Raw genomic sequence first — 19,997 nt, forward strand, 5'->3', positions numbered from 1 at the left:
CGCGGGCCGCGATCGTCACTTCACGCGCACGCAGCGGCTCCCCGCCGCCGCGTCCGGCCGGTACTCGTAGGTGCCGAGCCAGCCCTGGGCCTCGTTCTGCACGACGCAGGCGCTGCACTCGACGCGCTGCTCGGCCTGGAACCTCTCGCAGTCGGAGACCTTCCGGATGGCGACGTGCGCGCAGCCCGAGGCGAGCAGCGCGACCCACAGGACCCTCTTCATACACGCTCCGCGGGAGCACTCCCGTCGAGGAGACGATGAGGCGCCGCACCGGCCGCGGCGCGCCTCGCCGGGGCCGGGTCGCCCACCTGGGAGCGCACCGCGCGGGGGCGCTCACGGTGACGGTGCCGCGGGCGGGCCGCTCTTCACGACGAGGCGCCCGACGAGCGCGAGCAGCCCCGAGACGGCGATCCCGAGCACGACCCAGAACGCGGTCCGCCCCGCCGCGCCCGGTGCGCGCCCGGCGAGCCTCGCCGGCGCGGGGCCGAGCGCCACCTCGCGCGCGGGCGCGGCGCGCAGGCGCGGCGCGAGCAGCGCGAGATCGTAGCGCGGCGGCGCCAGGTCCGGCGCGCCGTGCACGAGCGCCAGCTCCGGGCCGGGGTGGAAGAAGCGCAGCCGGTACGCCGGCACGAGCAGCCGCGCCGCCGCGAGGGGGAGGGGCGCGTTGTCGCCGTCGTCCACGGCGAGGACGAGGCGCTCGCCCTCGAGCGCCGGCAGGTCGAGCGCCAGCGGTGGCGCGGGCCGCGCGGGGTCGGCGTGCGCCCAGGTCGCGGACGCGAGCAGCACCGGACGCCGCGGGCCATGGTCGGGTGGATCGGCGTAGACCCGCACGTCGCGGCGGAACACGCGCGCGCTGGTCTCCACGACGAGCCGCCCGGCCGGGAGCGAGGGCTCCGGCAGCGGCAGCGCGACCAGCCGCGTGCCGCTGCGGGCCAGCGCCTCGACGCCGCCCGCGGGCGCCGGCGGGCCGAGCGGCACCGCGAGCGGCGCGTCCCGGCGCTCGACCAGGTACGGCACCTGCCGCCCGTCCGGACCGACGAGCCGGACGTCCGCGAGCGTCGGGCTCCGCGCGAGGACCGCCGCGTCGAGCGCGACGGCGGCGAGGCCGGGCGGCGCCGCGGCGACGGTCCGGGAGAGCTGGAAGACACGGCGGTCCACCGCCGCGCCCGCGGCGACGCCGTCCGGCGGCGCGGCGGTCGCGGCGGCGCCGACCGAAGCCACGGGACCGAGCGGGGCGCCCACGTGCGCGGCAGCGGCTCGCATCCCGCCGAGCGCGGGCCGGAGCGCCTCGAGGTCGTAGCGCGGGGCGCGCAGGGCGGGGTCGCCGAGGCGCGCCTCGAGGGGCGCGCCGTCCGCGCTCTCGAAGACGATCGCCGGCGCGGGCGCCAGCTCGGCGGCGGCGGTCAGGGCGGCGAGCGGGGCGTTGTCGCCGTCGTCCACCGCCAGCTCGAGCTCGAGCTCCTCCGGTGCGCCGACCGGGATCGCGAGGTCGGCCGCGACGACGCCGTCGCGCTCCGATCGCACGAGGACGCCGGCGCCGAGCTCGACCGGCTCGAGCCGGGCGCCGGCGAGCCGCTGCTCGAGGACCCGGGCCGGCCTCCACACCCGCCCGGTCGCGGTGCCGACGACGATCGCGCGGACGGGCAGGTGCGGCCCGGGCAGGGTGAGGGCGTACCGCGACGTCCCGGGCTCCCCGGCGCGCGGCTCGACCCGGAGCGGGACGCGAGGGCCCGCGGGCGCCGCGCCGTCCGCGAGCAGCGCGGCGGCGGATCGGAGCGGCGGGAGGCGGGGCGTGCGGCGGTCGTCGAGGACGACGCGGAGCCACCGGACCCGCGCCGGCGCGAACCGGAGCGTGTCGCGGACGAGCCGCTCCGCTGGAGCGCAGCCGTCGCGCCCTTCCGCCGCCAGCGCGTAGACGGTCTCGCCGTCGGCGAGCGTCGTCCAGCGCCGGCCGTCGGCGCTCCCCTCCACGCGGACGCGCTTCTGGAAGAGGAGACACGCGCCGCCCCAGCCGAGCCGGACGCCGGCGACGTCCCGGAGCTCGCCGAGGTCGGCCTCGTCACCGCTCTCCACCTTCGTGCGGGGGATGGGCCGGACGGAGGCCGCCCGGACGAAGCGCGGCGCGGGATCCGGCGGCGGCACGAGGAGCCATGGCACCTCCCGCCCTGTGGCGTCCACCAGCCGGAGATCCGCGAGATCGCCCGCCGCGGACGCCGAGAGGAACGCGGCGGGGGCCTCGAGCCGCTGGAGCCCCGCGCCGGCCGGCAGCACCGCGAAGCGCGAGACGGCGCCTGCGGGCGCGCCGCCGGCGGCCGGCTCCGCGGCGCGCGCCACGGAGGCGAGCCCGAGGGCGGCGGCGAGGACTAGGGATGCGGTGGGGCGCGACATCAGGTGGCCTCCCGTCCGGGCGGCGCGTCGGGCGCGCGGAGGACGAACCGCTGCAGGACCACGGCGACGGCGGCGAGGCTCGCCGCGAGCCCCACGAACGACGCGACGCGGTACAGGCCGTCGAGGCGCGCGAGGTCGTGCAGGAACGCCTTCAGCACGGTGGCCGCGAGGAGCCCGATGGACGCGACGCGCGTGCCCCGGCTGCGGAGCGCGACGCCCGCCGCGAGCACGCCCATGGCGAACAGCGCCCACGCGATGGTGTAGGTCAGGTCCGGCGCGAGCCCCGCGGAGAACCGGAACGCGATCCGCCCACCCTCGGACCAGAAGTCGGCGATCTCGATGTTCACGAGCACGAAGAGGAGCACCCCGCCGGCGGCGCCGAGGAGCGGCGCGAGCGGCGGGGTCCCGGGCGCGAGGCGCGCGCGGCCCGGCGCGAGGAGGCGCGCGCCCGCGAAGTGGGCCGCCGCGGCCAGCAGGTACGCGTACAGGTACCAGTTCCAGATCGGGGTCGCGCTCCTCGGGTGGTACGCGAAGACGGACGGGTTGAGCGCGAGGCGGACGAACACCGCGGCGAACAGCGCGGTGCTCCAGGCGAGGAGGCCGCGGTGCGGGATCCGGCGCCAGAGCGCGGCGAGCGCCGCGGCCTGCAGCGCCCAGCCGACGGTGATCCACTGCTTCTCGAGCTGGAGCGGGATCGCCACCGTGACGAGGGCGAGGATGGCGCCCGCCACCGCGGCGAGCCGGCCGGCGTCGCGCGTCGCCGCCGGCTCGAGCCGGACGAGCAGGACGAGGTGCGGCACGAGGAGCAGCGCGAGCGCGACGGGGAGCAGGCCGATCCCCGGCGCGGCGCCGAGCTCGAGCAGCGCCGGGCGCAGGACGAGGAACGCGAGGGCGCTGGAGGCGATCGCGCCCGCGAACGGGAGCCGCTCGCCGGGCGCGCGGCGCGCCCGCACGAGCGCGTAACCGGCGCAGAGGAGGTGGAGCGGCACCGCGAGCCAGAGCCGCGCGGCGGGATCGGCGCCATCGAGCGCGAGGGGCGCGAGCGCGACCGCCGTCGACGCCGAGATCGCGAGGCTTCCGGCCGGGGCCCGCCAGGCGACGAGGAGGAGCCCGAGGACGAGGGCGGCGTGGGCGGGGACGAGGACGGCGAGTGGGAGGCCGGCGCCGAGCGTCGCGAGGTAGAGCACGACCTGCGCGCCGTGGAGCGCCGCTGCCGCGCCGAGGACGAAGGGACCGGGGCGGCCGCGCGGCTCGGCCCCGGTGCGCTGCGCGGCGAGGAAGCCGCCGCTCCCGAGCGCGGCGAGCGCGAGGGCGGCCGCCGCGCCCGCGCCGGCGACGCCGGGCTCCGCGCCGAGGGCGACCTCGAAGCCGCCGAGGACGGCGACGGACGCGACGGCGGCGCCGAGCAGGAGGTCGCCGCGCCCGGCGCGGAGGGCCGCCGCGAGGAAGGCCAGGTCGAGCGCCCCGAGGACCGCGAGCCACGCCCCCGGTGGCAGCGCGAGCTCCGCCCGGAGGACCACGACGAGGAGGAACACGTGCCCGGCGAGCCCCAGGAACGGGCCCGCCCGGAACGCGCGCGCGGCGTCGCCCTCCGGGACGCCCGGCGCGGCGAGCAGGGCGCCCGCGAGGGCGACGAGCGCGAGCGCCCCGGCCGCGAGCACCGCCGGGAGCGTCACCGCGGCCGCGAGCGCCTGCACCCACCAGAGCGCGAGCGCGACCAGGCCGAGGAGGACGCCGCCGAGCGCGAGGAGCGGCGTTCGCCCGAGCGCCGCCTCCCGGAACAGCGCCGCCTGGAACGCGGCGGCGAGGACGACGAGCCCCGCGAGCGCGCCGAGGCCGGCGGTCGCGACCGGGGTCCCGCCGAGGAACACGAGCAGGCCGGTGCAGGCGAGGAGGAGCGGTCCGGCCGCGGCGCCCTGGAGCGGCCGCCCGAGCCGCTCGGCGACGAGGGGCACCGCGAGGAAGAGCGCGCCCGTCGCGGCGTACGCGAGGAGCGTCGCGAGCAGCGTGGACGGCGCGAGGTGGAACGTCGACCAGGCGGCCTCCGCGGCGAGGGCGAGCGCGGCCGCGGCGAGGTGCACGCGGGCGTCGCGGCGGACGATCGCGTACGCGGCGCACGCGGCGGTGAGGGCGAGCAGCGGGAGGAGGAAGGCCGCCGGGGACGGGGCCGGCAGCCGCACCGCGACGACGGGGAAGGCGGCGAGCACGAGCGGCGCCGCGAGCGCGCCGAGGCGGCCCTCGTCGCGGAGATCGCGGCCGAGCCGCGCCGCGGCGAGCGGCGCGCCGAGGTACAGCAGCACGAAGGCGGCGAGGAAGAGCGCGAGCCCCGGCCACGCGTCCGCCTGGAACGAGCGCGCCAGGAACGCCGCGAGCGTCACCAGCACCGCTCCGGCACCGGCGAGGTGGAGCCAGCGGGGACCCTGCCACGTCGCGACCGCGGACAGCCCGAGCGCGACCACGGCGAGGAAGCCGAGCAGGAGCGGCCAGCGGTCCCCGAAGCTCCCGCTCGCGGCGATCCAGAGCGCGAACACCGCAGGCGGGACGGCGCCCGCGATCGCCGTGAAGCGCTCGAGCGGCGGCGTCGCGGCGCCGGCTTCGCGGCGGCGCGCGAGCGCGAGCCCCGCGAACCCGACGACCGGGAACACGAGGAAGATGCCCACCGCGAGCGGCAGCTGCGCCGCGTCGAGGAACCTCGCCACCCAGCCGGCCTGGTACACGGCGGTGAAGAGCAGCGAGGCCGCGGAGAGCAGTGGCCACCGCTTGCGGTGCGCGACCCACGAGAGGCCCACGTTCAGCAGCAGCAGGTAGGAGAAGAGGCCGATGGGCCGGTTCTCGCCGGTGGAGAGCAGGAACGGGGTCGCGAACCCGCCGACGAGCCCGAGGAGCGCCACCACGAGCGCGTCGCGCCGGATGGAGAGGAGGACCGCGACGGCGGCGACGAGGGCGAGGAGGCCGAAAGTGGGCAGCGCAGGGACGAGGCCCCACAGCGCGTGGGCCGCGTAGAAGGTCGAGAAGAGGGTCGCGATGCCGCCCGCGGCGAGCGCCTGGGCCGTGACGCGGTACCGCTGCGCGCGTCGCGTCTCGCCGCCGACGAGGAGCGCGATCCCGGCGGCGACTCCGATCGCGAGCCGGACCGGCGCGGTGACCCAGCCGTGGTCGACGGAGTAGCGGGCGAAGGACACGGCCGCGACGACGATGGCGACGCCAGCGAGCCACGAGTACAGCTTCACGCCGACGAGCCGCTCCCAGTCGACGCGGAGGGCGAGCGTGAAGCGCGGCGGCCGGGGCGGAGGCGGCGACGCCGATGGCGGGAGGGGCGGGAGCGGGGGAGGGAGGTCGGCGCCGGTCGGAGACGCGCTCGGCGTCGGGGTCGCGCTCGGCGTGGAGGTTGGGGTCGCGGTCGCGGTCGCGGTTGGGGTCGCGGTCGCGGTTGGGGTCGCGGTCGCGGTCGGAGTCGGGGTCGTGATCGAGGTCTCGAAGATGACCTCCCTCTCCCCCCGCTCCAGCGGGGGGAGAGGGCCGGGGTGAGGGGGGCCGCCCGCGATCACGGTCGCGTTCGTGGTCCCGGCGCCGCCGGCAGTCACGCTCGCGCCGACCGCCCGCGCCGTCTCGAGCTCCCGCACGCGCCTCGCGAGCGTCGCGAGCTTCTCCTCGAGCTCTCGCTCGCGCCGCTTCCGCTGTGCGAAGCCGATCGCGATCCAGGCCGCGAGCCCGCAGAAGAGCAGGAATCCCCACATGTTCCCCTCCCGAATCCCGGGGCGAGCATACCCCGAAGCAGCGAGCGCGGCGGGGAGTGCTTCCTTCCTGCAGGGAGAAGGCGAGGGGGGCGCGCCCGGACGGCGCGCCGCCTCCTGCTCAGAACTGGATCGCGCGCGCCGCCGCCGCCTGCGCCCTGAAGCGCTCGAGCCAGCCGTCGCCGGTGATCTTCTCGGCCATCGCGATCGCGAGGTGCTTCGGCACGACGCCCATCGCGGCGTTGCGCCCGAGGCCCTGGACGCACGACGGGCAGTTCGTGAGGACCGTGGCGCCGCGCGGCCGGGCGTGGAGCGCCTCCCCGAGCGCCTCGCGCTTCCGGTGCAGCATCGCGTCGGTGATGTCCGGGCGCGAGAGCGAAAGGGTCCCCGCGTCCGAGCAGCAGTGCGGGACCGTCTCGACCTTCCCGAACCCGCCGAGCTTCACCAGCACGTCCTGCGCCTTGCCCTGGAGCGAGTCGTGGCAGGGCGGGTGGTAGAGGTATTGCCACTCTTCCCGCCGTTCACCCGGAGCGTAGGGCCCGCCCCGCGGGCCCGGAGTCGAAGGGTCGAGCTTCAGCCCACGCTCGACCGCGTACGCCGCGACGTCGACGATCCGGCCGCCGAAGAGCTTGCCGGCCTCCATCACGTCGAGCCCCTCGCGGCAGGTGCCGCAGGTGACGACGCAGCCGTCGAACGAGAGGTAGCTGAACATCTCGCGGATCTGGCTGAAGAGGATGGTGTCGCGGAGGACCGTCTGCGAGTACATCTCGGTCTTCGCGTTCGCGTGCGCGGGGAACCCGCAGCAGAGGAACGGCGGCGGCAGGACGACGCGCGTGCCGAGCTCGAGCAGCACGTGGATCGTCGCCATCGAGATGTGCGACTGGAGCCGCTCCGAGCCGCAGCCCGGGAAGTAGAAGACCGAGCGCGCCGCCTCCGCTTGCGGCTCGAACACGAGCACCTGGTCCGGCTCGCAGGCGGGGAGCACGTCGCGGAGCGTCTCCGCGGGCACCGGCGGGGTCGGCGACCGGAGCATCTGGAGCGCGTACGACCGCGGCTTGCCGTCGGCGGGCTGGAGCGGCGCCGCGACGTCGCAGCCGGTGCGCTGGAGCGCGCCGCCGATGCGGACGACGGTGTTGCGGAAGAGCTTGTTGTAGGTCGGCGAGCGGCTGTCGAGGTAGCCGAGGATCGCGCCCGTCGCCGCCGTCGTCCGCTTGTAGCCCCAGCTCGCGAGGATCTCGCGCTCCAGCACCGAGACCTCGCCGGAGTCGATGTCCACCGGGCACGGCTTCACGCACTTGTGGCAGATCGTGCAGTGATCGGCGACCTCCTCGAGCCACCGGAGCAGCTCGAACGTGGTCGTCCGCTCGCGCTGCGCGTCGTAGAGCAGCGCCTCGATGAGCGCGCCGATCGCGAGGTTCTTGTTCCGCGGGTGGAAGAACATCCCGCGGGCCGGGTGGTAGACGCAGCAGTCCGGCTTGCACTTGCCGCAGCGCACGCAGTGCGCGATCGACTTCGCGAGCTCCTCGAGCTGGCCGTGCTGGAGGATGCGCGCCTCGAGCTCGAGGAGGTTGAACGACGGCGTGAAGACGCGGTCGAGGACGTCGACGTCCTCGAGCTTCCCCGGGTTCATGAGACCGGCCGGGTCCACCTCGCGCCGGTGCGCGGACAGCTCCGCGATGCGCTCCGGCTCGAGGTACTTGAGCTTGGTGACGCCGATGCCGTGCTCGCCGGAGACGACGCCGCCGAGCTCGATCACCTTCGCCATCACGACGTCGATGACGTGCTCGGTCCGCTTCAGCATCTCGCGGTCGTTGGACAGGACCGGCACGTTCACGTGCACGTTCCCGTCGCCCGCGTGCATGTGCGTCGCGAGGACGATGAGCCGGTCGCGCACGTGCTTGTGCGCGGCGTCGAGCGCCTTCACCAGGTCCGGGTAGCCGCGGACGCGCTGCCCGAGATCGGCGCGGAACTCGCCGAGCACAGCGAGCGACCGGAGCTCCTTCGGGCCGGCGTTCGCGATGGCGTCCCGCGCCCGCGCGCACCGCTCGAGCGCCGCCGGGATCTTCGCGGCGAGCCACTCGGGGTCGTCCTTCGGCGGCGTCGCGGCGCGGAGGATCTCCTCCGCCCCATCGACGAACCGGCCCTGCGCGTGCCGCTCCTCGGCGCCGTTCATCTCGTCGAGGAAGCGCGCGAACGGCGCGAGCTGGTCGAGGGGGAGGACGATGTCCTCGTTCATCTTGAAGGCGTTCGTGCGCCGGGCGATGGCGCCGAGCTTCTTGCGGTCCGCCCAGAACCGCTTCCCCTCCGCGGCGTCGCGCGCCTCGAAGAGCTCCGTGTTCGGGTGCGCCTCGAGGACGTGCCGGATCTTCTCGACCCCGCGCTGCGCCTGCTCGGGCGTGTGCCCCACGACGTCGACCAGGAGCACCGCGCGCGGCGTCTCGGCGCGGGCGGCCTTCACCTTGTAGTCGATGGCGCGGACGTACTCGTCGTCGAAGTGCTCGAGCGCGGTGAGCGCGTCCTCGCCGCCGTTCGGGAACGGGAACGCGCGGGCGAGCGCGAGGATCACGTGGCTCGCCTCGTCGAAGTCCGGGCCGAAGAACTCGAGGCAGAGGGTCCGCTTCGCCTCGTACTCCGGGTAGAGGATGAACTCGGCCGAGGTGATGACGCCGTCCGTGCCCTCCTTCTGCAGCCCGGGGACGCCGCCCAGCGCCTTGTTGGTGATGTCCTTCCAGAGCCCCTTCTTGCGGACCTCGGATCCGCGGAGCGCGATCGTCTTCACGACGGCGCCGTGGTCGTCGCGGACCTCGAAGGTGACGGTGTCCTCCGGGAGGATCTTCCGGAGGGCGTGATCGGTCCGGGCGACGGTCCAGCCGTTCCCGGACGGCATCGCCATCCGCCAGGAGACGAGGTTGTCGATGCAGGTGCCCCACTGCACGCAATCCTTGCCGCCGGCGTTCTCGGCGATGTTCCCGCCGATGGTGCACGCCCACGCGCTCGTCGGGTCCGTCGCGAAGACGAGGCCGCGCTCCGCCGCGTGCTCCATCGCCCTCTCGGTGACGACGCCGGCCTCGAGGTCGAGCACCTGCGCCCGCGCCTCGCGGCCGTCGGGCAGCCGGAAGCTCCGCTCCGAGACGCTGCGGATCCGGTTCAGCTTCTCGGTGTTCACGACCACGCAGTCCGGCCGGAGCGGGACCGCCCCGCCCGTCAGCCCGGTGCCCGCGCCGCGCGGGATCGCCTTGAGGCCGAGGCGGGCGATTCCGGCGAGCACCGGCGCGACCTGCGCCTCGTCGTCCGGCATCACGACCGCGACGGGCAGGTGGAGGCGCCAGTCGGTCGCGTCCGTCGCGTGGGACACCAGCGTGAACGGATCGAAGAGGACCGCGTCCTTGCCCACGACGGGCGCGAGCTCGCGCACGATCCGCCGCCTGAGGTCGGGCGCCCCGTCCACCTCGCTCCGGAACGCGGCGAGGAGCGCGCGGCACTCGGCGAGGATCTCGAGGACGCGCGGCTCGCCGTTCGCGTTCCGCTCGACCGTCCCGAGGTCCTTCTCGATGTTCTCGAGCAGCCGCCGCCGCCGCGCCGCCGACTCGACCAGCTCCTGGTAGAGGAACGGGTTCCGCCGGTGGATCAGGATCTCGCCGAAGAACCGCGAGAGCAGCCGTGCGCTGCGGCCGGTGACGCGCCGCGCCCGGAGCTCCTCGAGCTTCTGCCACGTGGAGGGACCGAGGAGCTGGGAGATGGCCTGCCGGTCGTCGGCCGAAGTGTAGTTGAACGGGATCTCGCGGGGGGTCTCGGTGGCGCTCATCGCGGTGTTCTCAGGGGGGCCGGCGCATGTGGACCGGAGCGGCCGAAGATAGCAGCTTTCGTGCCCGCAGTCGCTCCAGGGGGGCCATGAAAATCGCGGGGTTGGGACACCGACGCGCGGGAGGGGGCGGCATAGTTTGCGCCCCGTTGCGCGGGTCCGCGCAGAGGCGGTCGCGGAGACTCGGGACTTCCCCAGGGAGGCCCCTCAAGGGATGCTCCGCCGCTCGGGGGAGGGAAGGGACCGGCGGTGATCATCGAGTGGAGCCCGGATCTCGCGGTGGGAGACCCGGCGATCGACGCGCAGCATCAGGAGCTCTTCCGGCGCGTCGCGGCGCTGTCCGCCGCGCTGGACGCGGGCGACGGGGGCGCCGTCGAGCCGCTGTTCACGTTCCTCCGCGGCCACGTGGTCGAGCACTTCGGGGCGGAGGAGCGGGTGATGCGCGAGATCGCGTTTCCCGGGTACGCCGTGCACCGCGCGGCGCACGATCGCTTCGTCCGCGAGCTCGAGGAGGTGCGGCGCCTGTTCGAGGTCGCGGGGCCCACGGCCGCGGTGGCGCTCCGGACCCGCACCTGGATCGTGGACTGGCTCGTCGATCACATCACCTTCACCGACCGCGCCCTGGCGCGCCACGTCGCGCGCGGGCCACCCACACCGACGCCCTCTCGGCCGCTCGCGTCCGTCCTGCGTCGCTGACCGCCGGCGCTTTCGGCTTGTCCGGCGCGGCCGGCCGGCCCACGATGCGGGTGGCGCGCGAGGCGCGCCTCGCCTCGGAGGTCGCATGCCGCTCCAGTGGACGCCAGCGCTCGCGGTGGGCATCGACGAGATCGACGCCCAGCACCAGGAGCTCTTCCGGCGCGCGGCGCGGCTCCTCGAAGCGCTGAAGCAGGGCCGCCCCGAGGAGCTCCGGGAAGTCATCGAGTTCCTCCACGCGTACGCCGTCGAGCACTTCGGGCTCGAGGAGGCGTGGATGCGGGACGTGCAGTATCCCGGGTACGTCCGGCACAAGGCGGAGCACGACCGGTTCATCACCGATCTGCTCGCGCTCGCGGAGCGGCAGCAGCAGAGGTTGCCGAGCGCGTTCACCGCGCTCGAGGTGAACGCCTGGCTCGGCGAATGGCTCCGGCGCCACGTGTCCGGCACCGACCGGGAGCTGGGGCGGTACCTGGCGCGGCGAACCGCCTGACCCCCAACGCGGGTCGCGCGGTCGCGGGGCGCGCGCTTCCCTCGCCTCGGCGCGGGCGCGGGGCGATACTCGCGCCATGCCCATCCAGTGGACCCCGTCGCTCGCGGTGGGCGTGCCGGAGATCGACGCGCAGCACCAGGAGCTGTTCCGGCGCGCCGAGCGGCTCATCGTGGCGCTCCGCGCCGGCGATCGGTCCGAGGTCGGGCCGCTCTTCCGGTACCTCTCGGAGTACGTCGTCGCGCACTTCGAGGCCGAGGAGCGGCTGATGCGGGCGAGGTCCTATCCCGAGCACGGCGGGCACGAGGCCGAGCACCGGAAGTTCCGCGCAGACTTCCAGGAGCTCGCGGCGCGGTTCGACGAGAAGGGGCCGACCGCGCTCCTCGCGCTGACGCTCCACAACTGGCTCTCCGACTGGCTCCGGCGCCACATCGGCGGCGCGGACCGCGACCTCGGCCGCTTCGTCCAGCGCGCCGCGCGCTGACTCTCCAGTCGGCGCGTCGCGCGCCGGGGGGCTCGACGGAGTAGGGGCAGGTGTGGTCTCCTGCCGACCCTCGACGCCGAACCGCGCTGGACCGAGCCGAGCCGTTTCACGCCCGACCCGATCCTCGACGCATCCAGCCTCGCCCGCCCTGCCGCGGACGGCGATCGGGACTCCGAGCTCGAAGCGACCAGCGGCGCGCCACCCCGGGGCGCGACCGATGCGTAGTCCCCGGAGCCTTCATGCCGACCCCGTTCAAGCGCGTCCTGGCCGCGAATCGCGGCGAGATCGCCATCCGCATCTTCCGAGCCTGCACCGAGCTCGGGATCCAGACCATCGCCATCTACTCCGAGGAGGACCGCCTCTCCCTCCACCGCTACAAGGCGGACGAGGCGTGGCTCGTCGGCAAGGGCAAGAAGCCCATCGACGCGTACCTCGGCATCGACGAGATCGTCGATCTCGCGAAGCGGCTCGAGGTGGACGCCATCCACCCCGGGTACGGGTTCCTCTCCGAGAACCCGGAGTTCTCCGAGGCGTGCGAGCGCGCCGGGATCGTCTTCATCGGCCCGACCGCCGAGATGCAGCGCAAGCTCGGCGACAAGGTCGCCGGGCGCAAGGCCGCGCAGGCCGCGGGCGTTCCGATCGTGCCCGGCACGCCCGAGCCCATCCTCCACGACGAGGAGGCGCTCATCTTCGCGAAGCAGCACGGGTATCCGATCATCATCAAGGCGAGCGCGGGAGGCGGCGGCCGCGGCATGCGCGTCGCCCGCACGCAGCGCGAGCTCGTCGAGGGGCTCGTCTCCGCCCGCAGCGAGGCGCAGGCGGCGTTCGGAAACGCCGCCGTCTTCCTCGAGCGGTACATCGAGCGCCCGAAGCACATCGAGGTGCAGATCCTCGGCGACCACCACGGGAACCTCGTCCACCTGTTCGAGCGCGACTGCTCGATCCAGCGGCGGCACCAGAAGGTCGTCGAGTTCGCGCCCTCGCTCGCCCTCTCCGAGAAGCAGCGCGAGGCGATCTGCCAGGACGCGCTCAAGATCGCGCGGAGCGTCTCCTACCGGAACGCCGGCACGGTGGAGTTCCTCGTCGACCAGGAGGGCCACCACTACTTCATCGAGGTGAACCCCCGCATCCAGGTCGAGCACACGGTCACCGAGAGCATCACCGGCCGCAACCTGGTGCAGGCGCAGATCCTCGTCGCCCAGGGCAAGCGGCTCTCGGATCCGGAGATCGGGATCGCGCGCCAGGAGGACATCCAGCGCCGCGGCTTCGCGCTCCAGTGCCGGATCACCACCGAGGATCCGCAGAACGGGTTCGCGCCCGACTACGGCGTCCTCAAGGCGTACCGCTCGCCGGGCGGCTTCGGCGTGCGGCTCGACGCGGGGTCCGCGTTCGGCGGCGCGGTGATCACGCCGCACTACGACTCCCTCCTGGTGAAGATCACGACCTGGGGCCTCACGCACCAGGCCGCCGCGCACGTGATGGATCGCTCCCTCCAGGAGTTCCGCGTACGCGGCGTGAAGACCAACATCTCGTTCCTCGAGAACGTGATGCGCCACCCGGTCTTCCTCGAGGGGAAGTGCGACACCTCCTTCATCGAGGCGCACCCCGAGCTGCTCCAGGCCCCGCAGAAGAAGGATCGCGGCACGAAGCTGCTCAAGTACCTCGGCGACGTCATCGTGAACGGCTCGGCCGGCGTGGCGAAGCCGCTCCGCTCCGCCGACCTGCGCGAGCCGCGAGTCCCGAAGGTCGACGTGACGCGCCGGCCCAAGGGCACGCGCGACATCCTCCTCGAGCGCGGCCCCGAGGGCCTCGCGAAGTGGGTGCTCGCGGAGAAGCGGCTCCTCTTCACCGACACGACGATGCGCGACGCGCACCAGTCGCTCCTCGCCACGCGCGTCCGCAGCCACGACCTGATCCGGATCGCCGAGGCGACGAGCGTCCTCGGCGCCGGGCTCTTCTCGCTCGAGTGCTGGGGCGGCGCCACGTTCGACGTCTCGATGCGCTTCCTCAAGGAGGATCCCTGGGAGCGGCTGCACCGGCTCCGCAAGGCGGTCCCGAACGTCCTCTTCCAGATGCTGCTCCGCGGCTCGAACGCCGTCGGCTACACGAACTACCCGGACAACGTGGTCGAGCGGTTCGTGGAGGAGGCCTCGAAGAGCGGCGTGGACGTGTTCCGGGTCTTCGACGCGCTCAACTGGACGAAGGGCATGAAGGTCGCGATGGAGGCGGTGCGGCGGCAGAAGAACGCCGTCTGCGAAGCCTCCGTCTGCTACACGGGCGACATCACCGACCCGAAGCGCGACAAGTACCCGCTCGACTACTACGTGAAGCTCGCGCGGGAGCTGGAGCGCATGGGCGCCCACTTCCTCGCGGTGAAGGACATGGCGGGCCTCCTCAAGCCGTTCGCGGCGGCGAAGCTCGTGAAGGCGCTGAAGGAGAGCGTGGGGATCCCGGTCCACCTCCACACGCACGACACCTCCGGCGTCGCCTCCGCGACGCTCCTCGAGGCGACGCGCGCCGGCGTGGACGTCGTGGACGCCGCGCTGTCGTCGCTGTCCGGGCTCACCGCCCAGCCGAACCTCAACTCCCTCAACGCGGTGCTCGCGGGGAGCGAGTGGGATCCGAGGCTCGACCAGGACGGGCTGCAGCTGCTCGCGAACTACTGGGAGACGGTGCGCGAGTACTACGCGCCGTTCGAGTCCGGCCTGAAGAGCGGGACCGCCGAGGTCTACCGGCACGAGATCCCGGGAGGCCAGTACTCCAACTACAGGCCGCAGGTGGCCGGGCTCGGCCTCCTCGACAAGTGGGAGGAGTGCAAGGACATGTACCGGAAGGTGAACCTGCTCTTCGGCGACGTCGTGAAGGTCACGCCGTCCTCGAAGGTGGTCGGCGACATGGCCATGTTCCTCGTGAAGAACGGCCTCGAGCCGGAGGACCTCTTCACCGAGAAGGGCCAGGACCTCGCCTTCCCCGAGTCCGTCATCGGCCTCGCGCGCGGCATGCTCGGGCAGCTCCACGGCGGGTTCCCCGAGCAGCTCCGCAAGGTCATCCTGAAGGGCCAGGAGCCCATCACCTGCCGCCCGGGCGAGCTGCTCGAGCCGGCGGACCTCGAGCTCGAGCGGAAGAAGGCGTCGGAGCGGATCGGCGGGTACGTGGACGACAAGTCGCTCGTCTCCTACCTGCTCTACCCGCAGGTGTTCGCGGAGCTCGTGCGCCACCGCGACGAGTACTCCGACACCTCCGTGATCCCGACCCCGGTCTTCCTCTACGGCCTCGAGCCCGGCCAGGAGACCTCGATCGAGATCGAGCCCGGCAAGACGCTCATCGTGCGGCTCGTGACGATCGGCAAGCTGGAGAAGGACGGCACGCGCGACCTGTTCTTCGAGCTGAACGGCGAGGCCCGCACGATCACCGTCCGCGACCAGACGGCGGCGCAGGCGGGCACCGCGCGCGTGAAGGCCGAGAAGGGCAACGCGGCCCACGTCGGCGCGCCGATGCCGGGCAAGGTCCTCAAGGTGAACGTGAAGCCCGGCGACGCCGTGAAGGCGGGCGCGGTGCTCGTCGTCACCGAGGCCATGAAGATGGAGACCAACGTGAAGGCCAAGGCGGACTGCAAGATCGCCGAGGTCCGGTTCAAGGAGAGCGACAAGGTCGAGAAGGACGATCTCCTGCTCGTCCTGGCCTGATCGAGAACCTCCCTCTCCCCCCGCGCCAGCGGGGGGAGAGGCAGCGGTGAAGGGGCCGCCGGCCCCATCCGGTCCGATCCTCCGGGCTTGCCGCGCGTCATCGTTCAGAATATTCTGAACGCAGATGGCACCGATGAACCCCGACGCCCTCGCGAAGTTCATCGACGCCTGGGGCGCGATGGGATCCCTCTGGGGCATCAACCGCTCGGTCGCGCGCGTCCACGCGCTCCTCATGGCGAGCGAGGCGCCGCTCTCGCTCGACGAGATCGCCGACCGCCTGCAGATGTCCAAGGGGAACGCGTCGATGTCGCTCCGGGACCTCCGGAACTTCGGCGTCGCGCGGCCGGTCCAGGTCCCGGGCGACCGGCGCGACTTCTACGTCACCGAGCCCGACGTCTGGACGATGTTCTTCCGCATCCTCCACGAGCGGAAGCGCCGCGAGTTCGATCCCGCGCTCGACGCCGTCCGCGGCGTGCTCGACGAGCCCGGCGCGGACGGCGCCGTCCGCGAGCGCCTCGAGCAGATGGCGGACCTCCTCGCCACCGTGGAGGGCGTGGTCGCGCGGTTCCTGAAGGACCCCGAGTCGTCGCGCTCGGCGCTCGCGTTCCTCACCGGCCTCCCGGGCGGGCGCGGGAAGAAGGGGAAGACGCGATAGGACGGGAGGGCCGGCGCGCGGGCCCGGCCCGCCGCGCGCCGGGAACGTGCAGCCCTGTCGTTCAGAAGATTCTGAACGACAAACGCAACTCGATCAGGAGGACGACATGGCGAGCCCGATCCACGCGGTCACCGGCGCGTTCGGCTACAGCGGGCGTCACATCACGGAGCGGCTCCTCGCCCGCGGCGTGCGGGTCCGCAGCCTCACCGGCCATCCGGACCGGCCCGACCCGTTCGGCGGGCGCGTCGAGGTCGTCCCGTTCCGGTTCGACGATCCGGACGCGCTCGCGGCGGCGCTCCAGGGCGTGAACGTCCTCCACAACACCTACTGGGTGCGCTTCGATCACGGAGCGTCCACGTTCGCCCGCGCCGTCGCGCACAGCCGGGCGCTCTTCACCGCGGCCGCGCGCGCCGGCGTCGAGCGCATCGTCCACGTGTCCATCACGAACCCGTCGCCGGACTCGCCGCTGCCGTACTTCCGCGGAAAGGCGGAGGTCGAGGCCGCGCTGCGGGCGTCGGGCGTCTCCCACGCGATCCTCCGCCCGGCCGTGTTCTTCGGCGGCCGGGACGTGCTCGTGAACAACATCGCCTGGCTGCTGCGGCGGCTCCCGATCTTCGGCGCGGTCCCGGGCGAGTACGGCATTCGCCCGGTGCACGTGGACGACGTCGCGGCGCTCGCTGTGGAGCAGGCGGAGTCGCGCGCGGACGTCACGCTCGACGCGGTCGGGCCAGAGACCTTCTCCTATGCGGACCTGGTCCGCCGCGTCGGGCGCGCGGTGGGGTCGCGGGCGAGGATCGTGCCGGTCCCGGCGCCGCTCCTCCTCGCGGTCGCGCGCCTCGTGGGGCGGGTCGTCGGCGACGTCGCGCTCACGCCGGACGAGGTGCGGGGGCTCACCGCCGACCTCCTCGTGACGTCCGGCCCGTCGACGGGGCCGACGCGGTTCTCGGAGTGGGTCGACCGTCACGGCGGGGCGCTGGGGCGGAGCTGGGCGTCCGAGCTGGGCCGCCACTACAGGTGACGCGTGCGGGGCAGGCGCGGCCGGGGCCGGAGGCACGGGCAGCCCGGACGACCGGCCGGGGGGCCGCGCGCTCCCCGGCGGGGCACGGTGAAAGCGGGGCGGGCCGCCGTTATCTCAGGCGAGAGGGAGGCATCCCGATCCGGAGTCCCATGCCCGCCACGCCGTCCACCGAAGCCAAGCCCACCCGCCGCACCGACCCCAGGCCGCTCGTCAACGACTTCTCGATCCAGGTCGCGACCGCGAACGGTTCCGGCTCGCAGAGCTCGAACAGCGTCCTCCTGCGCTCCATCTTCCAGATGGGCGTGCCGGTCTCGGGCAAGAACCTCTTCCCGTCCAACATCGCGGGCCTGCCGACCTGGTTCACGATCCGCGCGTCCGCGGAGGGCTGGGTCGCGCGGAAGAAGGAGACGGACCTCCTCGTCGCGATGAACGCCGAGACGGCGCGGGACGACGTGCTCGGCCTCGACCCCGGGGCCGTCGTCGTCTACGACGCGCCCCTCGGCCTCTCCTCCGTGCGCGACGACCTGGTGTTCTACCCGGTCCCGTTCGACAAGGTGATCGAGGGGGTCACGACGGAGGCGAAGATCAGGAAGCTCCTCCGGAACATGGCATACGTCGGCGTGCTCGCGCGGCTGCTCGACATCGAGCTGGCCGAGGTCGAGCGCGCCATCGGGAAGCAGTTCGGGAAGAAGGCCAAGGCGCGCGACCTGAACGTCGCTGCCGCGCGCGCCGGGTTCGAGCACGCCGCCACCCTCGAGAAGCGGGACGGGCTCCGGATCCGGCGGATGGACGCGACCGGCGGCAAGATCATCGTCGACGGGAACTCCGCCGCGGCGCTCGGCGCGCTGTTCGGCGGCGTCACGGTCGTCGCCTGGTACCCGATCACCCCGTCGTCCTCGCTTGTCGAGACGCTCATCGGGTACCTGCGGCAGTACCGGACCGGCCCGGACGGGAAGGCGACGTTCGCGGTGGTGCAGGCGGAGGACGAGCTCGCCGCCATCGGCATGGTGATCGGCGCAGGGTGGGCGGGCGCGCGCGCGATGACCGCGAGCGCCGGCCCCGGCATCTCCCTCATGTCGGAGTTCGCCGGCCTCGGGTACTACGCGGAGGTCCCGGCGGTGATCTTCGACGTGCAGCGCGTCGGGCCGTCCACCGGCCTCCCCACCCGCACCTCGCAGGGAGACGTCCTCTCGACAGCGCTCCTCTCGCACGGCGACACGCAGCACGTCCTCCTGTTCCCCGGGTCCGTCGAGGAGTGCTTCACGATGGGCGTCGAGGCCTTCGACCTCGCCGAGCGGCTGCAGACGCCGGTCTTCGTCATGACGGACCTCGACCTCGGCATGAACAACTGGATGGCGGACCCGTTCCCCTACCCGGAGCGGCCGCTCGATCGCGGCAAGGTCCTCTCGAAGGAGGACCTCGACCGCCTCGGCGAGTTCGCCCGCTACAAGGACGTGGACGGCGACGGGATCGGCTGGCGGACGCTGCCCGGGACGGATCATCCGAAGGCCGCCTACTTCACGCGGGGCACCGGCCACGACGAGACGGCCGCGTACAGCGAGAGCCCGGTCGTGTTCGAGCAGAACATGGAGCGGCTGGCGCGGAAGCTCGACACGGCCCGCGCCCTCGTCCCCCCGCCGGTCGTGCACGGCGACGGCAAGGCGCGGATCGGGATCGTCGCGTACGGCTCGTCGGACTTCGCGGTCGAGGAGGCGCGCGTCCAGCTCGCGCGCGAGGCGGGTCTCGAGACCGACTACCTGCGCGTGCGAGGCTACCCGTTCGCCCGCGAGGTGCACGCGTTCGTGGAGCGGCACGAGCGCGTCTACGTCGTCGAGCAGAACCGGGACGGGCAGCTGGCCGCGCTCCTGAAGCTCGACCTCGCGCCGGAGGTCGTCCCGCGCCTCCGATCGATCGCGCACGTCCACGGGCTGCCGCTCGACGCGCGGTCCGTCACCGACGAGCTCCGCTCGATGGAGGGCCGCTGACATGGCCAGCCCGACCCCCGCCGCCCCGGCCAGGCAGAACCGGATCGGCCTCACCGTCCTCGACTACAAGGGCGGCAAGACCACGCTGTGTGCCGGCTGCGGCCACAACGCCATCTCCGAGCGGATCCTCGAGGCGATGTTCGAGCTCGGGGTGAAGCCCGAGCGCGTCGCCAAGTTCTCCGGCATCGGCTGCTCGTCGAAGACGCCGGCCTACTTCATGAACCGGTCGCATTCCTTCAACGCGGTGCACGGCCGGATGCCGTCCATCGCCACCGGCGCGCTCCTCGCGAACCGCACGCTCCTCGGCATCGGCGTGTCCGGCGACGGCGACACCGCCTCGATCGGCGTCGGCCAGTTCGTCCACCTCATGCGGCGGAACCTGCCGGTCGTCTACGTCATCGAGAACAACGGCGTGTACGGGCTCACGAAGGGCCAGTTCTCCGCCACCGCCGACGTCGGCGCGAAGCTCAAGACCGGCGTGGTGAACGAGCTCCCCGCCATCGACACGTGCGCGCTCGCGATCCAGCTCGGCGCCACGTTCGTCGCCCGGTCCTTCTCCGGAGACAAGCGGCAGCTCTCGGCGCTGCTCAAGGCCGCCATCGCCCACCGCGGGACCGCGATGCTCGACGTCCTGTCGCCCTGCGTGACGTTCAACGATCACGAGGGCTCCACGAAGTCGTTCGCGTGGGTGAAGGAGCACGACGCGCCCCTGCAGGAGCTGTCCTTCATCCCCGCGTTCGAGGACATCTCCGTCGAGTACGACCCGGGGGCGACCCTCGACGTGACGATGCACGACGGCTCGCACCTCCGGCTCCGGAAGCTGGAGGAGGGCTACGATCCGCACGACCGGGTGAAGGCCGTGGGACGCCTCATGGAGGCGGACGCCCGCAACGAGGTGCTCACGGGCGTGCTCTTCGTCGATCCAGGGGCCAGCTCGTTCGTCGACCTCCTGGACCTGGCCGACGAGCCGCTCGCGACGCTCCCGGAGGAGCGGACGCGGCCACCCCGCGCGGTGCTGGACGAGGTGATGGAGTCGCTGCGGTAGCGCGCCCGGGCGCGGCG

The 19,997-nt window shown here is 73.7% G+C and carries 12 protein-coding genes; 8 read left to right on the plus strand and 4 right to left on the minus strand.

Going from position 1 to position 19,997, the window contains the following annotated elements; genetic code table 11:
• Positions 1-15 precede the first annotated feature (15 nt).
• The 4 genes from AMOR_RS21765 to AMOR_RS21780 all read right to left on the minus strand — a co-directional run bounded on the left by AMOR_RS21765 (position 16) and on the right by AMOR_RS21780 (position 9,927).
• Entirely contained in the window at positions 16-222 is a 207-nt protein-coding gene (locus AMOR_RS21765) for a hypothetical protein (RefSeq protein ID WP_248354038.1), read from the minus strand.
• Between the two features lie 111 nt (positions 223-333).
• Complete coding sequence (locus AMOR_RS21770; protein WP_248354040.1) at positions 334-2,388, minus strand: DUF3999 family protein; 2,055 nt, start codon at positions 2,386-2,388, stop codon at positions 334-336.
• Complete coding sequence (locus AMOR_RS21775; RefSeq protein WP_248354043.1) at positions 2,388-6,125, minus strand: DUF2339 domain-containing protein; 3,738 nt, start codon at positions 6,123-6,125, stop codon at positions 2,388-2,390. The genes AMOR_RS21770 and AMOR_RS21775 overlap by 1 nt, the downstream gene beginning before the upstream one ends.
• A 118-nt stretch (positions 6,126-6,243) precedes the next feature.
• Complete coding sequence (locus AMOR_RS21780) at positions 6,244-9,927, minus strand: DUF3683 domain-containing protein (protein ID WP_248354045.1); 3,684 nt, start codon at positions 9,925-9,927, stop codon at positions 6,244-6,246.
• 246 nt (positions 9,928-10,173) lie between these two features.
• Here AMOR_RS21780 and AMOR_RS21785 point away from each other — a divergent pair, with 246 nt between their 5' ends.
• The 8 genes from AMOR_RS21785 to AMOR_RS21820 all read left to right on the plus strand — a co-directional run bounded on the left by AMOR_RS21785 (position 10,174) and on the right by AMOR_RS21820 (position 19,980).
• Positions 10,174-10,620, plus strand: coding sequence for a bacteriohemerythrin (locus AMOR_RS21785; RefSeq protein WP_248354048.1), 447 nt, complete (start codon positions 10,174-10,176; stop codon positions 10,618-10,620).
• An 85-nt stretch (positions 10,621-10,705) separates the two neighbouring features.
• Positions 10,706-11,110, plus strand: coding sequence for a bacteriohemerythrin (locus AMOR_RS21790; protein WP_248354051.1), 405 nt, complete (start codon positions 10,706-10,708; stop codon positions 11,108-11,110).
• A 76-nt stretch (positions 11,111-11,186) separates the two neighbouring features.
• Positions 11,187-11,591: a bacteriohemerythrin gene (locus tag AMOR_RS21795; protein ID WP_248354054.1), complete on the plus strand. Its 405-nt coding sequence runs from the start codon at positions 11,187-11,189 to the stop codon at positions 11,589-11,591.
• A 239-nt stretch (positions 11,592-11,830) separates the two neighbouring features.
• The gene (locus tag AMOR_RS21800) at positions 11,831-15,277 is read left to right on the plus strand and encodes a pyruvate carboxylase (RefSeq protein ID WP_248354056.1); all 3,447 of its coding nucleotides are present in this window, start codon (positions 11,831-11,833) and stop codon (positions 15,275-15,277) included.
• 124 nt (positions 15,278-15,401) lie between these two features.
• Positions 15,402-15,932 carry a GbsR/MarR family transcriptional regulator gene (locus tag AMOR_RS21805; protein ID WP_248354058.1) on the plus strand — a complete coding sequence of 177 codons (531 nt, stop codon included), beginning with the start codon at positions 15,402-15,404 and terminating at the stop codon, positions 15,930-15,932.
• A 106-nt stretch (positions 15,933-16,038) separates the two neighbouring features.
• Positions 16,039-16,950: an SDR family oxidoreductase gene (locus tag AMOR_RS21810; RefSeq protein ID WP_248354060.1), complete on the plus strand. Its 912-nt coding sequence runs from the start codon at positions 16,039-16,041 to the stop codon at positions 16,948-16,950.
• A 149-nt stretch (positions 16,951-17,099) separates the two neighbouring features.
• Complete coding sequence (locus tag AMOR_RS21815) at positions 17,100-18,935, plus strand: 2-oxoacid:acceptor oxidoreductase subunit alpha (RefSeq protein WP_248354062.1); 1,836 nt, start codon at positions 17,100-17,102, stop codon at positions 18,933-18,935.
• A gap of 1 nt (position 18,936) precedes the next feature.
• Positions 18,937-19,980: a 2-oxoacid:ferredoxin oxidoreductase subunit beta gene (locus tag AMOR_RS21820; RefSeq protein WP_248354064.1), complete on the plus strand. Its 1,044-nt coding sequence runs from the start codon at positions 18,937-18,939 to the stop codon at positions 19,978-19,980.
• Positions 19,981-19,997 lie beyond the last annotated feature (17 nt).

Origin of the sequence: Anaeromyxobacter oryzae, assembly GCF_023169945.1 — a bacterium.
GTDB lineage: Bacteria > Myxococcota > Myxococcia > Myxococcales > Anaeromyxobacteraceae > Anaeromyxobacter > Anaeromyxobacter oryzae.

Bases quoted from the DNA above. Each gene is read 5' to 3' on its own strand.
- AMOR_RS21770 (WP_248354040.1), bottom strand. From the start codon at position 2,388: ATGTCGCGCCCCACCGCATCCCTAGTCCTCGCCGCCGCCCTCGGGCTC.
- AMOR_RS21810 (WP_248354060.1), top strand. From the start codon at position 16,039: ATGGCGAGCCCGATCCACGCGGTCACCGGCGCGTTCGGCTACAGCGGG.
- AMOR_RS21805 (WP_248354058.1), top strand. From the start codon at position 15,402: ATGGCACCGATGAACCCCGACGCCCTCGCGAAGTTCATCGACGCCTGG.
- AMOR_RS21765 (WP_248354038.1), bottom strand. From the start codon at position 222: ATGAAGAGGGTCCTGTGGGTCGCGCTGCTCGCCTCGGGCTGCGCGCAC.
- AMOR_RS21800 (WP_248354056.1), top strand. From the start codon at position 11,831: ATGCCGACCCCGTTCAAGCGCGTCCTGGCCGCGAATCGCGGCGAGATC.
- AMOR_RS21795 (WP_248354054.1), top strand. From the start codon at position 11,187: ATGCCCATCCAGTGGACCCCGTCGCTCGCGGTGGGCGTGCCGGAGATC.
- AMOR_RS21780 (WP_248354045.1), bottom strand. From the start codon at position 9,927: ATGAGCGCCACCGAGACCCCCCGCGAGATCCCGTTCAACTACACTTCG.
- AMOR_RS21790 (WP_248354051.1), top strand. From the start codon at position 10,706: ATGCCGCTCCAGTGGACGCCAGCGCTCGCGGTGGGCATCGACGAGATC.
- AMOR_RS21775 (WP_248354043.1), bottom strand. From the start codon at position 6,125: ATGTGGGGATTCCTGCTCTTCTGCGGGCTCGCGGCCTGGATCGCGATC.
- AMOR_RS21820 (WP_248354064.1), top strand. From the start codon at position 18,937: ATGGCCAGCCCGACCCCCGCCGCCCCGGCCAGGCAGAACCGGATCGGC.
- AMOR_RS21815 (WP_248354062.1), top strand. From the start codon at position 17,100: ATGCCCGCCACGCCGTCCACCGAAGCCAAGCCCACCCGCCGCACCGAC.